This window comes from Chitinophaga nivalis (genome assembly GCF_025989125.1).
In the GTDB taxonomy this organism is placed as follows: Bacteria; Bacteroidota; Bacteroidia; order Chitinophagales; family Chitinophagaceae; genus Chitinophaga; species Chitinophaga nivalis.
In genome coordinates this window covers 3,746,220-3,762,263 of record NZ_JAPDNR010000001.1, presented here as the reverse complement: position 1 = coordinate 3,762,263, position 16,044 = coordinate 3,746,220, and the positions used below count along the sequence as shown (strand labels likewise).

Genomic DNA, 16,044 nt, shown 5'->3' with positions numbered 1-16,044 from the left:
GCAAAGTTCCTTTAACCGCCTGTTTCAAGAGGTACGCAAACGGAAGTATTAATAACGCAAAGCGTAGTATTATGGATTATATCATGACGATAGACGCAAGTAACTACCATATTGGTGCTGGTCAGGATAAACCGTTTCTGGAAGAAAGAGTAGAAAAGCTGACCGATAACAATGGTTTTGAAATTGAGCTGGATAATGTTTTTCTGGATGGTATACACCTGAAATCCGGAAAGTACACTACTGATACTTCCAAATATTATGCGGTACATCCGGAGAAGGAAACCATTGTGGCACATTTCTGTCTGCGGGGTTCGTGCATCAGCGAGCATAAAGACTACCTGACGATGCAGCGTGGTGAATGTATTTTATTCCGGGAAGAAAAGGAGGAATATCTGTTTGAAATGGGTACAGATAATGGCGTCGGCGCCTTTTTTGAAATATCTTTCTGTCCGGAACTATTCACACCGCTATTCCTGGGAGAAAATGAGATCATTGATGGCATTATGGACGGACGGAAATTATTTGCCCACCTTTCACAACAGGAGGAACTGCAAATATTGATTAATGATATCCATCATAAAAAAGAACGCTATACCGGAAAACTAAAAAAGCTTTATCTCGAATCCAAAGTCGCAGAACTATTAATCACGCAGATGTCCTGCCTGCAGGAAAAAAAGGAAACCAGAAGAACCAAACTATTAAGCCGGGATATTGAAGCCATCTATCATGCAAAAGAAATGATCAGCAAAGACATGGAGCACCTTTCTATTCCATGTCTGGCACTGTCTATCGGCATCAACCAAACCAAGTTAAAATCAGGCTTCAAAGAGTTGTTCGGCAAAACTGTTTTTGAGTACCTGACCAGTCTGCGAATGACTAAAGCCAGGGATCTGTTATTATCTACCGATCACCCGATTGCGGATATTGCCAACATTGTAGGTTATAAATATGCCCAGCATTTTATTGTGGCTTTCCGCAAAACATTTGGTTATACGCCTGGTGAATTGCGCATGAGTAATCAGCGTTCTCCGTTACAGGTTACCGGCAATATTAAAAAATACGACTAAGCCATAACGTTTACGCATATACAAAGAACAGGGACACAATCGTTTGAAATTTGCTGACAGTGCCTATCGTTGGCAATCTATAACCACCTATTTTCGGCGGCGAAAAATAATTCTTCCTTTCCTACAATTTTATGGCCTGATAAGGGAGCGCAGTACAATGGTTAGAATGCCTTACAGTAGCCGCATTACTATTGCTGTGGGGCCTCCACTCACATATGCAACAATTGCACACAAACACCCTCATTGCGTCATTTTTGAAAATAATTTGCATGTTAATACAATTAATTTGCAGAAAAATTCAATAAAGATGCATAAATTGCGTTAAAAGAATGAAACCCTGTAATCATTAAAACACGTCATACAGTGCAGTGAAGTTTTTATGATAACAATGAAAACATGCCTATGCGAGCAATAAGCTCGTCTACTACTTTCCTTTTAATTATCTCGTTATCGCGCATAGCAAAGGAAGAGCCGAAAACCTTCATAAAAAAGTAGGCAAACACGAGTTAACCATTTAATTTCTCTTTATGAAAAATTATTCATTTGTAAAAACAGGTAAAGCACTTTCACGTGCGTCATTGAAAAATATCTCCGGCGGTAGCCAGTCTGCTGCCTACCCCGCCTGTATTGATATTCCATATTGTGGTGGAGATGGAGCCTGTGGCAATACTTGCTACTGTGTGCTTAAAGCTAACAGATGCTGGCCCAGAGGCTAATTTCCTGTAAATCAGAAACGGCTGCTGATCCTTATCAACAGCCGTTTCCAGGGTTATACCAACAGTCGGTATAATGAGACGGAATAACTTTTCCGTTATAACATTTCTATCAGCTGAATATTATTTCCACAGGTGTCATCAAATACCGCAATTTTAACCGTTCCCATTTCTGTTGGCTTTACACTGAAAGCAACACCAAGGGCGATCAACCTTTCATACTCTTCCTGTACATTATTCACATCAAATTGCGTATAGGGAATACCGGCTTCCAGCAGCGCATGCTGGTATGTTCTAGCTGGCTCAAAATGGAGCGGAGAAGGCTCCAGTAATACCTCCGGCCCGTCTTCATCTCCTTTGGCCACCACGGTTAACCATCTGTTATTACCACCTACGGGCACATCCTGCTTTTTGATAAAACCCAATGTATTCGTATAAAACTGCAGTGCCTTTTCCTGATCCAGTACAGGAATACTGATAACTTTTACTCTCATTTTTCCCGCTTTTATTTAACTATGTAAAGTTCTGTATTTGCTTTTAATGGCGATGCGTATGTTGTACCTGTAGCCATTTAACCGGGACCAAAGAACAGACCTTGACAAGCATAAGCCACCCATTTTTGCATAAACCGCTTATACATGTTATCTTAGTAACGCTAATCAAGCAGATAGGCGCCAGTATACTGTATGGAATGCTGCATCACCAGTTTTAAACATAATTTACAAAAAAAGGTTGCTTATCCCCTTAATAATTTTAGATGTTGGGAATAGCCTTCTCCTTATCATTCAAGGCTGCCCTCAACGACTAAAACGACAATAAAACATTTCAATACATGATTACATTAGTAGTTGGAGCGAGTGGCGCTACCGGAAAACTATTGATAGATCAATTATTAAGTGCGGGGCAATGGGTGAAGATCCTTGTTCGCGCCACCAGTCAAATTCCGGATGCGTGGCTTCACCATGCTCGCATCACTGTACTCAGGGTCAACGACATCACCCGCATCCCGGTAAACGAGCTGTCTGCCCATCTCCAGGACTGCCAGTCCGTAGCGGTTTGTCTTGGACATACCCTTAACTTGAAGGGTATCTATGGCCCGCCCAGGCGGCTGGTCACCGATATGGTGCAACTGCTTTGTACCGCCATCCGGAAAAATACGCCGGAAAAACCCTTCCGGTTTGTGTTAATGAATACGGCAGGCAATAGTAACCGGGACTTAAACGAACCGGTTTCTTTCGGACAAAAAATCGTCATCGGATTACTGCGGTTGCTCTTACCACCACATCCCGACAATGAAAAAGCAGCAGATTATTTAAGGCTAAAAACAGGGGGCCAAAACCCTTTCATCGAATGGGTTGCTGTGCGTCCCGACAGTCTGATCAACAATGCCTACGTAACAGCCTATACACTTCATCCCTCTCCCACCCGGAGTGCCCTGTTTAACCCGGGACAAACAAGCCGGATAAACGTATCCCATTTCATGGCGCAACTACTAACGGATGATAACACCTGGCATCAGTGGAAAGGACAAATGCCAGTCATCTACAATGCTACAACCAGTTTAAATAAAGCGACTACTCATCAACCTGCAGACAGGACATAAATAATAACAACACATGCATACGACGATTACATATCTTCCTGCTGCGGCAGGCGATGCCGAAATACTGACTGATATCGCTTTCCAATCCAAACGTCACTGGAACTATCCGGAAGCATGGATACAGCTTTGGACGGAAAGCCTGACGATTACCCCTGCCTACATCCAGCAAAACCAGGTAATAAAAATTATCTATGCAGACCAGGTGGTTGGCTTTTATTCGCTGGAATATAACGGGGAACAACTCTTCATTGATCACTTTTGGATATTGCCATCATTCATTGGACACGGGTTGGGCAAAGAAGCTTTTGCAGATCTCCGGCATCGATGTATTGCCAGGAATGAAACTATCATAAAAGTGGAGTCCGATCCGAATGCAGATGGTTTTTATACCCGGATGGGCGCTACAAAAACCGGCATAGTTAATACCCTTATTGAAGGCAGGACATTAAATATCTTTCAATTTCATTTTTAGTATGGCGGGTATCCATACCCGCCATACTAAAAACCAGTTTATAGCTTACTGCCAGCCTGCATCACCGGTTCGCTTCACTGCTGCTGCGCCGGATAGTTTTCCGAATATTCGTTTTCTTTCCCATCGCACTATTATTCTTTACTTGATCCTGAATTGCAGTGTTATGTATTAAGTTTGTATAACTTGAATGGAGTATTGCCTATAGCACCCTCAAAATAATCCATCAGCATAACTAATTTGAATCTCAGCCGGATAGGCAAAAATGCCTGATGAACTGCCATATAAGTCATTTATATCAGTTTGGAATTTATTATTCCATCATCATTCTCCATACAATTAATTAAATGATACAGGAGCGTCACACAAATCCAGCTAGCATAACGTCTAAATAAGCAGGTATGGTCAATCTCATTTCTTTGTTTAAAGGAGTCTGGAAACTGCAATCATATGAAGCGCACACCATGGATGGCGAGAGAATTTACCCCTGGGGTAAAGCAGCCCGGGGAACACTTGTGTATGGTGATCAAAATGAAATGTCTGTTCAGATTATGAATGAGTCGAACATATATCTTGAAAAAAAGGAGCCGCATGATAGTACGGATGTAGAAATACGTACGGTATTTAATGGATATGGCGCTTACTTTGGTCACTATAAAATTGAGGAAAGCTATATTATTCATTTCGTTACAGGCTCACTGAACCTCAGCTGGATAGGCACGGAGCAAATCAGATTGTATGAAATAGCAGACGACATATTAATCTTAAAATCTACCCCTATGATACTGGATGGCAGAGAAGTGATCTACAAATTGATCTGGAAGAAATGTATAGATGAAGCAATCGGCTGATTGAGCTTACTGCCAACAGTTATTCCTCCTGTTTACTCCCGCCGTTATATACTGGTAACCGGCAGTATCATTTATTGATCATTATTATTGTTAAATACTAAATAATAAAGATGAAGTCACAAGTGTTTATTTTTCCCTTTGCAGGCGGGAACGTATTCTCGTTTCAACCATTGGTGGATAAACTGCAGGATCAGGTAGAGGTAATTGTATTGGAATTACCCGGCAGAGGTTTACGGACAGATGAACCTTTGTTATACAACAAAAAAACAGCTATTATCGATTTATTACAGCAATTAAAACAGAAAAGAAATAAAATGCCATTTCTACTATATGGGCATAGTCTGGGAGCGGTGCTGGGCTTTGAATTAAACAGCAGATTGGAAAAAGAAAAAGATGCGCCGGTATGCCTGGTGGCATCCGGTTATCCCGGACCAAATGTCATCGATGAAGAAAGAATTTCCACCCTGCCACGGGAAGCATTTTTTCGTGCATTACTGAGAATAGGCAGGCCCTCAGATAAATTATTAGCCAATGAAGAACTAATGGATTTCTTTGAACCAATCTTCCGCGCGGACTTAACATTGCTGGAAGAAGAGTACACGCAAAAGATAGTATCGAAAATTAATACCGCTATCCATGCACTCATGGGATATGAGGAGAAATATGTAAAGGATATACAAAACTGGAGAAAATTTACAAGCGGGGGTTTTGATTATGAGATATTGGAAGGAGATCATTTCTTCTTATATGACCATATAGACAGGATTGCAGCCATCATTTGCAAATATTTGCCAGGTGAATTTGAAAAGGGATGATTTTTTATATCAGGGATAAGGCAATGCCTGCATTTGTCATGACGCTCTCCTGCATATTTTCAAAAAATCATTTACAGCGTTAGCGAAGCTTTATCTTAACCCTGATGCCAATAGGGCGATCCCCTGTCATAGTACTAAAAGTGAATAAATGATCGATGTTATTTAATCAGACAAATTTACCGGCTGTTATCATCATACTATCTTGTAGTAATAGTTATTGGGTATACCTCTTCCATTTCCTATAAGAATAACGATGGCGTAAGCCAGCATACACGCGGTTCTTGATTATTAAGGCAACGGGCCCCCTTAATGAGTGGCAGCTGCATGCATCAACAATCCTGCTAATCAATATATCCGGATGATGATATCATCCGGGCCGCCAGGCCATGCCTGCAACAAAGTAATCGTTCAAGACAGGAATAGTAAACATAGAGCGCTGTTTTTTTCATTCCCTCAAACGTCAAGCTATTAAAATGAATAACACAACTAACAAACCAGCTACTTCTCTTCAACATGGGATCGCCATTGTGGGGATGAGTTGCAGATTCCCGGGTGGCGCTGATTCCCCCGAGGCATTTTGGGATTTGCTACAGCAAAATAAAGATGCGATGGAGGAAATACCCGCAGACCGGGTAGACCTGGATAGATATTATGATGCGCAGAAAGGCCTGCCGGGAAAGATATATGTACGCCAGGGTGGTTTCCTTAAAGATGCAGCCGCTTTTGATGCCGGATTCTTTCACATATCCCCTGTTGAGGCGGAAGCGATGGATCCTCATTTTCGCGTGTTACTGGAACTTAGCTACGAAGCTTTTGAAGCAGCCAGTATTAAAACAAATAGTTTACAGGGTACGAACACAGGTGTATTCATGGGGCTGCAATCATTTGATTTCGGAGATGTAGCTGGTGATGTTACCAGCATTTACTCCTTAACCGGTTCGATGAAAGCTTCTGCTTCCGGCCGTTTATCATTTGCATATGGCCTGCATGGGCCAGGCGTAAGTATGGATACTGCCTGCTCTTCAACGTTGGTGGCCATACACCTGGCCTGCGAAAGTTTACTGGCTGGCAATTGTCAGATGGCCCTCGCAGGAGGCGCCAATCTTTTATTCTCCCCTAAAACGTATATAGGTTTTTGTATGGGCGGCATGCTCTCTCCCGAAGGGTATTGCAAAGCATTTGATGCGGAGGGAGACGGATTTGTAAGATCAGAGGGCGCCGGCATCCTTCTACTCAAACGCTATGAAGATGCCGTCAAGGATCACAATAACATACTGGCCGTGATTGCAGGAACCGCCGTTACCAATGACGGCGCTACCAAAGGTTTCACGGTACCCAGTTCAGCTGCCCAGGAAATGGCCATCCGGCATTCCATGAAAAAAGCAGGCGTCACACCCGACGATATAGATTATTTTGAAGCCCATGGAACAGGCACCAATGTAGGTGATCCTTTGGAAATGATAGGCATCGGAAATGCCTTTAAAGAACGAACAAGACCGGAGAAACTGCTGGTAGGATCCGTTAAAACCAATATTGGTCATACAGAAGCTGTTTCCGGCCTGGCAGGCCTGATAAAGTGTATCCTGGCCATGCAGCACCATTGTATCCCGGCCAACTTACATTTCCGTACGCCTAATCCCGGCATACCGTGGGCAGACCTGCCTGTTGAAATAGTATCCCATAACACCGACTGGCTGCCCGGTCCCAAGCCCCGATATGCCGGTGTTAATTCTTTCGGTCTTAGCGGTACCAATGCACATATCACCTTGCGGGAAGCGCCGGCACCGCTTCAGCATCTCCCTGAAAAAGCGCCGGGAAGCCTGTCTAGAGCCGTATTACCCATATCTGCAGCAGATGATGCGGCCCTGTCGATCCTGATAAAACAATATCAGGCACTATTGGAGCAGCAGGATATCCCTGTAGAAACACTGGCAGCTGCCGCGGCATTGCGGCGATCAGATCTTCCTGTGCGCCTTTGCATACATGCTACCAATAGCGCGCATATGCAGCAATTGCTGCAGGATGCGTTGGATGATCCTATTGCACAACGATATGCCAACACAGGAGAAAACCGGCGGATCATTTTTGTATTCCCCGGCCAGGGGGCACAGTGGTTGGGCATGGGAAGAGAACTGATGGCAAAGGAACCGGTATTCAGGCATGCGATGGAAGCATGTGAGCAAGCCATCAGTCATTTCGTGGATTGGTCGCTCATCGAAGAAATCAATCGCAATGAAACGGACAACCGTTTTGAAGAGGTAGATGTGATTCAGCCGATTCTTTTCGCCATGGAAGTAGCTATTGCCCGCCTGTGGGAGTCATGGGGAGTAAAACCAGCCGTGGTGATTGGTCATAGTATGGGAGAAATTGCAGGCGCCCATATAGCAGGTGCATTAAGTCTGAAAGATGCGGCGAATGTCATCTGCAAAAGAAGTGAACTGGCTGCAGGCATCAAAGGCAAGGGAGCAGCAGCAGTAGTAGAACTTAACAGCCATGAAGTAACAGACATCCTGAAAGGATGGGAAAAAAGAATTGCAGTGGCTTCTTATAACGGGCCTAAATCTACCGTACTATCCGGAGACCGGGAAGCCCTTACCACGGTCTTACAGGAATTAACGGAAAAAGATATTTACAATAAATTTATACGGGTCGATTTTGCGCCGCACAGTCCACAGTTAGATCCGCTAAAACCCGCCATGCTGGAAGGTGTCAAAACATTGCAACCACAAGCAGCTAAAGCAGCTATCTATTCAACGGTAAAAAATGATTTTATTCGCGGGGAATTACTGGATGCCACCTATTGGGTAGATAACTTCCGGGAAACGGTCTTGTTTTTACAGGGCATACAGCAACTGCTGCAGGATGAAAACAGTATATTTATTGAAATAAGTCCACATCCGGTATTGACCGCCTTAATTACGCAGCAGATTGAATCACTCAATAAACAGGGCGCCAGTGTAGTTGCTTCATTGAGCAGAGAACAACCGGAAGTAGCAGAGATGCTGCATAATTTTTGTCAGGCTTACAAATACGGAGCAACCATAGATTGGACGGCCTTTTATAAGATTCCCCTATCTGCTGTTGCAGACGTACCGCTTCCCCGATATCCCTGGCAGCATGAGCAATATGCACTTAGCCATCAGGCCGTCCATCAGGATACTTATGTATGGGGACATAAAGACTACAGACATACTTTTGACGCCGTGCAAATGCGATTTGCAGTTGATCCCGCTTTTATTTGCTGGGAGTCTGAAATAAGTACCCGGCAGTTTCCTTATCTGGAAGATCATGTCATCAATAACGTCATTATTTTTCCCGCCACTGGTTTTTTAGAATATGTGCTGAGTGCCGGCGTCATTACGTTTGCGGAAAACAGGGTCACCATCCGGGAGATGCAATTGATATCTCCTGTTATACTTGCTGACCAGACCATTCGCATACAGTTGGTATTTACTGTGGAAAAAAAAGAGCGCGTTCAATTTAAATTCTTCAGCGCTGTTGTCACCACACCACCCACAACTGCTCCCTCCTGGGAGTTGAATGCCCAAGGTTATCTGGAATTGAATAATAACGCCCGGCCGGAAAATCTGGTAGATCATTGGATAGATGATAGCGTGTTGCCGTATATTATTTTAAAGGAGGATTTTTATAACAGCCATGAGGCAATCCGAATGCAATATGGCAAACGTTTCAGAGCAGCCAGTGAAATAAAGTTCAGTGACACCGCTGTTTGGGCGAAGATCATTCCGGATGAGATCATCACCAAAACGGCTGGCCAATACCTGCTGCATCCTGCGATGCTCGATGCCTGTTTACTGGCAGGCAATGCGCTGTTACTGGAAGAGATGAAAGATAAAAAATGGAACTATATACCCATCGCTATCCAGGATTATCAGGTTTTCGACTCTGGCCGGACGAATGGAATATTATGGGTCACCGTACATAAAGCACCCGAAGAGGAAGCAGATAAAATTACGTACCATATTAACGTCTATAACGAAAACGGATATCCCAGAGCAGCCATCCGTCGTTGTACCTTAAAAAAGGTGCCTTTATCCAATCTCCGGCAGGTAGCACAAAATTTATTTGCTTTAAGCTGGCTGCCCTTAGATCAAAAAGCAATACAGGTGGCCAGTACTCCACTGCAAAAATCAACCTGCCTGATATTTGGTCAAAAGCAGGAAACCAGTCACCTGGTGAACTACCTGGCCGCCAATGGCACCACTGTTTACCTGGTTGAAACAGGCGTCACCTCGCCTACACAGGTAACAGATGCTATCACCCACATCAGTATCGATACGCTGACGCCGGCTTTTTATGAACAGCTGTTACACGATATATTGGATAAACACGACGACCCTGTTCTCAGCGAAATCATTTATTTCAGTGGTGCCAGGGAAGTCACAGCACAAACACCTGCAGATACAGTCACCACGGACGCTATGTCTGTCATCAGCTTGCTGCAAACATTATCCGGATTCAAATTGGCCTCATCTCCCAGACTATGGCTGATCACACAAGGGGCGCAGCAAATAGCCGGCACGGCGCCGGTAAACGTCTGGCAAACAGGCATCGCCGGTTTATCCAGGGAAATATTCCTGGAATACCCCGAATATGATTGCCATCAGATTGATATGGAACCGGATGCCTCCTATCCCGATTGGAAATTATGTGGTAAACTATTGCTGGGCAGCTGTCAGGAAAAGGAATATGTTATCCGGGAAGGTGTTGTATTTAAACATCGGTTTACACACATCATCCCTGCAAACAAAAAAACGGATAGCCGGTCAAAGCGCATAGCAGCAGGCGAATCAGCGCCTCCGTTTCAATTCATTGTAAATAGCCCGGGCATACTGGAAAGTATCGAGGCCACCTCTTCTGAAAGAATACCTCCGGCATGGGGTGAAGTGGAGATCAATATCAAAGCCGCCGGGCTTAACTTTCTCAACCTGATGTCCGCCCTGGGTATATATCCTGGTGTAGAAAACGGCTACTTAAGTCTGGCCAACGAATTCGCCGGTATCATCACCAACGTAGGCGCAGGGGTTACTGCTTTCAAAGTCGGCGACCGCGTAATGGGCGTTTCTTTTCAGGAGTCATTTTCCAACTTTTTCAACAGCTCCGCTCAATTGATAACGGTGATACCAGATGAGCTGGCATTCACAGATGCAGCCACCATGCCCATTGCCTATCTTACGGCGTATTATGCCATCGTTGAATTCGGAAAATTACAACCGGGAGAGCGGATATTAATTCATACCGCTACCGGCGGCGTAGGTATGGCAGCCCTGTATATTGCCCGGATGATAGGTACGGAAATTTATGCAACAGCAGGCACTGAAAGCAAACGGCAATGGCTGAAAGATGCGGGCATTCCCTACATCATGGATTCCCGCAAAACCGGATTCGCCGCGCAGATAAGCACCTGTACCCATCAGGAAGGAATAGATGTTGTACTCAATACGCTGACCGGAGACGCCATGCTGGAAGGTCTCAGCAGTCTCCGTAGTTTTGGAAGATTCTGTGACATCAGCAAAAAAGATGTGTATGACAACAGTCACCTGGAGATGCAACTATTTAAAGAAAGTACGGCGTATTTTTTCCTGGATATGCTCAAATTAATGAGCGATCATCCTGAAAAAATAAGCCGGTTGCTGGGGAAAATTATACGTTTTTACAAGGAAGGCCATTTTCCACCCATCAGCAAGACTGTTTTTCCGGCTTCGCGCGTAGCAGCAGGTTTCAACCTGATGATGAAAGGAGAACATATGGGTAAAATCATCTTCGACCTGGAAGATCCTGATTTGCTGATCACACATACCGACCCGTTATTCTCCGGACAGGCCACCTATTTAATCACCGGCGGAATGGGCGGACTAGGATTAATCACAGCAGCATGGATGCATAAAAATGGCGCCAGACATATTGTACTGACGGGGAGGACGGCACCTCCTGCCACAGCAGCAGCCATCAACACATTGAGGGAAAAAGGCTGTCAGGTAGTGATTCAATTGGGAGATATCACAAACTATCAGCAGGTGGAGGCTATTCTCACAACACTCCGAAAAGAAATGCCACCATTAAAGGGAATCGTACATACAGCAGGTATATTGGATGATGGCGGCATGGCTAATATGGAGGCCGGAAAATTTAATGCGGCCCTCAGGCCTAAGGTAGATGGCGCGTGGTGGCTTCACGAACTGACAGCAGAAGATGAGCTGGATTTTTTCCTCCTCTACTCCAGCGTGTTAGTCACACTTGGCGCCATAGGCCAGGCCAATTATGTGGTGGCCAACTCATTCCTGGATGGTTTTGCACGATACCGCAGACAAATAAACAAACCAGCCACCAGTATCCAATGGGGGCCTATAGCAGACGTAGGCCTGGCCGCCGCCCAGGATATCCGGGGCAAGCGAATGGATGAAGCAGGTATATGGAGCTTCTCGAGAGAAGAATGCGAACAGGTATTATCCATCATTTTCGATAATAATTTTACAGAGATCAGCGCTGTTTTTTTAGAGATGGATACTTTTTTTGATCACCAACCTACTTCCAAAAATTATAAAATCCTGGATGATCTCATCGCACAATCGCTTCATCAAACGAAAAACACAGCGAAGGATGATTTGATTCAAACCTGGATAGACAGCGGTACCATCGCCAATGCCCAGGAATTAGCAGAAAAACAATTGCAATCCATTTTGTCGCTTACGCTAAAAACATCCGCCAGTAAAATCAATACAGATACCCCCTTTACCAATTTGGGTATCGACTCCATGATGGTCGTGCAATTACGGAACTATATAGATAAACTAATGGGTATCTCCATTACGGTTGCCTCCATCTGGAAGTTCCCAAAAGTGACGTTACTGGCCAGGCATATACTGGAAGTAACAGGTGTCAGTTCAAAGTTTCCGGAAGAATAAATCAGTCATTCCTATCGCTTATTACAATTGCAGCAGCCGGAAGTATTACTTCCGGCTGCTGCAATTGTAACGATTACCTATTGATAACATTTTCTGCCAGGTCGCAAATGACCCGCTATATTGTCGTATACAGCCTCCCTCCGAATAAAATATTCTTATCATCTTTGCGGTATCAACCTTCATAGCAACATACTAGGTAAGTGGAGCAGCAACCACCTCAAAAACGGGCGGAACCGAAAAGCCAGAAGAGTAGGAACAAAAATGTATCTTATGTCTAACAATACGGTTTCACTACACAGGATGCTTAAAACATCACCGGAAAAAGTATACCGCGCCTTTACGGAACCCACCGCTATGGCCTCCTGGTTACCTCCTTATGGGTTTCTTTGTACGGTCCATCACATGCAGGTAGAGATAGGCGGCACCTATAAGATGTCATTCCAGAATTTCACTACCGGCAATAGTCATTCTTTCAGTGGCACCTACCTGGACCTCAAACCCAATGAGTTGTTGAAGTACACCGATAAATTTGACGATCCCAATCTGCCGGGCAACATGATTACCACCGTATGGCTGCACAAAACGGTAGCGGGTACAGACATAAAAATTACCCAGGAAGGCATCCCCAGTGCCATACCGGTAGAAATGTGCTATTTAGGCTGGCAGGAATCATTGGAAAAGCTGGCTAAGCTGGTAGAACCAGAGATACCGGATGCCTGAGGTGATAGACAAAGCATTTTACAAACAGCAACGCCGCATAAATCAGGTGATTTACGCGGCGTTGGTATTTTCGGAGGCATCGCTCCTCCTGGCATATTAAGTAACGTCTCTTCCTGATCACCTAAATGCCCATAAAAAGTAACGCCGGTTTAATGTATGTCCGGCTACATCTATAATTCTCTTTAACTGTCTGATGTATCACCCGGAACTGTTATTGTTCCAATATACCTGTTACATAATCCAGCCATTTCGTCGGCGGAATACTTTTATCGATGTAATAATCCGGCATAATACCTTTCCCATCGATCGTCAGATCTGGTATCCGCAGACTTTTGGAAAGGCAATACCTTAATTTGAATTGTTTATCCGGCGAATCCACGATATAGGTATTGGAGATATCCAGGACACCCTCCGTAGTAACCCCAAAGAGTTTTACTTTTTTACTCTGCCTGGCTGCCAGCAAAAACTGTTCTGCGGTACTGCCGTTACCTTTATTGATAATAATCCCTACGTTTTTCGGAAAAGGAAAAATAGTATCCGGCTTTTGCTCACTCACGATTCTCCCACTATCCAGGTTCACAAACTCTCCCAGGTGATCATTTAATTTTTTGAGTGCATCTTTTATTTCAGTTTTGTCTCCATCCGAAATACCTGGATTGGATAAAAATGCTTCCATACGTTTGTTATTCAGCGGTGTGGAGAGAAATTCCATATTCACGATACGAATAGGGTTAGTAAAAATCAATGGCAGGATGCCGAAAAAGCTCCCGTCAGATCCACCGCCATTATTCCGGATATCGATGATCAGGTTTGGGGTACGTTTCAGTAGCTGGTCATTAGCCAGTAGTACACTGTCAATCAGTTTTTTTTGAGCGTCGTCAAACGTTGGGATGCGGAGCAGTATCGTTTGGGCAGACAGTTGTTGCAGGAAAGGTTCACTGGCCGTCATCACTTTTGCATACAATTGGATACTGGGATCATCCTCCCATACAGGGTATACCCTGCTTAAAAAGATATTACTCAGTTGCAGCGTATTTTTTCCATAGCAGACCACTGTATTGAATGTTTTCGGAGAACGGTCTCCCATATAAAACACACCGGAGCTATCCCCTGAAATCTTCAGTTTCACCTCACCAGGTTTCCAATTCTTATTGGCAGAGGTCAGGATCACGCCTTTGTAACTATTCCCTTTTTTGATGATAGCCAGCTTATAGGCGCCCGTACTCCAGATACCTTCGAAAGAAGCGGCACCAGCGGAAGATATTTGTTGTTTGACTTCCGCTTCTGAAACCGGCAATGTTTCCCAGGCACTGGTGTTAGTTGCCGTTGCAACCGGGGCATCATCCACCGGAATAATACCATGATGCTCCTTACGGAAAAACTGTAGCCACTCCCGCATCACCGCTGCACATGCTTCCCGGGTAGTTGCCTTGTTAATACGGGCTTGTATGGCCTTGTTGAACTGTTGATAGGCATCCACGCCTTTTTGCTCCAATGCATACCGGAAGCCGGCATCATTTTTTTCGAAGGTTTCTTTTACCCACTTGAAGCTACCGGCACAATCACATTTGTTTTGCGCCATCAGGCGGAACGGGCCGAGCAACATGCTCCAAAGTAAGATCGCTGTAATTACAGGTTTGCATGAACATTTCACTGCGCGCATAGGCTACGGGGATTTTAGATTGATTTTGATTGAAACAATAACTATTACCAAATATAAGTTTTGGTTTTTAAAAATCCAATCTACGGGCCCTATTGAAGCCTTTTGATTTCCGTAATCCCGCCGGGATAAACCCCGGACCCCGTATTAATAGGTGTAAAGCTGTTAACATACTCCGCAAAATCAGGATTCTCCATAGGTTCCGTTAACTAGATAAGAAATACCGCATATATTTGATCTTTAACGGAAACTTTAACAACGCAATCCTGATATGACGAACAAACAAGACTTTACTTTCATAAAAACCGACAGAAAACTAATCAAGTTAAACTTTGACGACATTTTGTTTATAAAAGGATTAGGAAATTATGTTGAAATATTTATTAGCAATCATAAAAAGTATGTCTATTACAAGACGTTAAAAGACCTGATAGAGAAATTACCTGATGAATTTATGAGAGTCCATCATTCAAATATTGTGAACCTGAAAAATGTGGACTATGTAGAAGATAATCATTTAATCATCGGCGAACATAAAATCACCATCGCTAAAAGTTACAAGGACTGTCTGCTAAATAGCATTGACAAATTGTTACTCTGAATAAGAAATCCGACAAATCACATAAAAACGGGAACAAACCGGATAACTTATTTCTTTGCAGCTATCTATGTGAGTTGCTTTGTAAAAAAGATCATGAAACAATTTCTATTTTACTTAACAACGATGGTATTTATGGCAGCAGGCAATTTAAGCGCTCAAAACAACACATTTGAAAATGACGCCAAAACAATTGACGCGTTAATGAAAGCGAGCTATGAGGTGGTATCTGGCGAAAAAGGCGCAAAGAGGCAATGGGAAAGAGATAACTATTTACATCACCCCAAAGCAGTATATTCTTATTTCGACAAAAACAAGCAGGAACAGGCTACCATGACATTACCGGAGTTTCACAAAGAAACGGACGACATGATTTTTAGTACTGCCTTTTATGAAAAGGAAATCAACAGGGAAGTCAGATTATTTGGTAATATGGCGCATGTCTGGAGTACCTACGAAACAAAGCTGGAAAAAGACGGAAAAGTCGCCAGAAGAGGCATCAATAGCATTCAATTAATCTTTGAAAATAACCGGTGGTATATTATATCCTGGACATTCTGCGGTGAAACGGACAAAAATATAATCCCTAAAACATTCGACAGCAATTAAAAAACTGCCACTC

At 43.8% G+C, this 16,044-nt stretch carries 11 protein-coding genes; 9 read left to right on the top strand and 2 right to left on the bottom strand.

What is annotated here, in order from left to right; translation table 11 throughout:
- The first annotated feature begins 71 nt into the window (after nt 1-71).
- Nucleotides 72-1,067, top strand: a complete 996-nt coding sequence (locus OL444_RS15175; RefSeq protein ID WP_264732030.1) for a helix-turn-helix transcriptional regulator — start codon at nt 72-74, stop codon at nt 1,065-1,067.
- Between the two features lie 811 nt (nt 1,068-1,878).
- On the opposite strand, the gene OL444_RS15170 is transcribed toward OL444_RS15175, so the two are convergent.
- The gene (locus OL444_RS15170) at nt 1,879-2,274 is read right to left on the bottom strand and encodes a VOC family protein (RefSeq protein ID WP_264732032.1); all 396 of its coding nucleotides are present in this window, start codon (nt 2,272-2,274) and stop codon (nt 1,879-1,881) included.
- 338 nt (nt 2,275-2,612) lie between these two features.
- On the opposite strand from OL444_RS15170, the gene OL444_RS15165 reads away from it, so the two are divergent.
- The 6 genes from OL444_RS15165 to OL444_RS15140 all read left to right on the top strand — a co-directional run bounded on the left by OL444_RS15165 (nt 2,613) and on the right by OL444_RS15140 (nt 13,164).
- The gene (locus tag OL444_RS15165; protein ID WP_264732034.1) at nt 2,613-3,383 is read left to right on the top strand and encodes an NAD(P)H-binding protein; all 771 of its coding nucleotides are present in this window, start codon (nt 2,613-2,615) and stop codon (nt 3,381-3,383) included.
- Nucleotides 3,384-3,396: 13 nt separating this feature from the next.
- Complete coding sequence (locus OL444_RS15160) at nt 3,397-3,855, top strand: GNAT family N-acetyltransferase (RefSeq protein WP_264732036.1); 459 nt, start codon at nt 3,397-3,399, stop codon at nt 3,853-3,855.
- A 398-nt stretch (nt 3,856-4,253) separates the two neighbouring features.
- Nucleotides 4,254-4,703 (top strand): lipocalin-like domain-containing protein, encoded by a 450-nt coding sequence (locus OL444_RS15155; RefSeq protein ID WP_264732038.1) that lies wholly within the window; start codon nt 4,254-4,256, stop codon nt 4,701-4,703.
- 110 nt (nt 4,704-4,813) lie between these two features.
- A complete protein-coding gene (locus OL444_RS15150) occupies nt 4,814-5,518 on the top strand; it encodes a thioesterase II family protein (protein WP_264732040.1) in 705 nt (234 codons plus the stop codon).
- A 473-nt stretch (nt 5,519-5,991) separates the two neighbouring features.
- Nucleotides 5,992-12,444, top strand: coding sequence for a type I polyketide synthase (locus OL444_RS15145; RefSeq protein ID WP_264732041.1), 6,453 nt, complete (start codon nt 5,992-5,994; stop codon nt 12,442-12,444).
- 270 nt (nt 12,445-12,714) lie between these two features.
- Nucleotides 12,715-13,164, top strand: coding sequence for an SRPBCC family protein (locus OL444_RS15140; RefSeq protein WP_264732043.1), 450 nt, complete (start codon nt 12,715-12,717; stop codon nt 13,162-13,164).
- 211 nt (nt 13,165-13,375) lie between these two features.
- On the opposite strand, the gene OL444_RS15135 is transcribed toward OL444_RS15140, so the two are convergent.
- Nucleotides 13,376-14,770: a S41 family peptidase gene (locus tag OL444_RS15135; protein ID WP_264732045.1), complete on the bottom strand. Its 1,395-nt coding sequence runs from the start codon at nt 14,768-14,770 to the stop codon at nt 13,376-13,378.
- A 325-nt stretch (nt 14,771-15,095) separates the two neighbouring features.
- Between OL444_RS15135 and OL444_RS31965 the strand changes: the two genes are divergently transcribed.
- A complete protein-coding gene (locus tag OL444_RS31965; RefSeq protein ID WP_371878155.1) occupies nt 15,096-15,425 on the top strand; it encodes a LytR/AlgR family response regulator transcription factor in 330 nt (109 codons plus the stop codon).
- A gap of 93 nt (nt 15,426-15,518) precedes the next feature.
- Entirely contained in the window at nt 15,519-16,031 is a 513-nt protein-coding gene (locus OL444_RS15130; protein WP_264732047.1) for a hypothetical protein, read from the top strand.
- Nucleotides 16,032-16,044 lie beyond the last annotated feature (13 nt).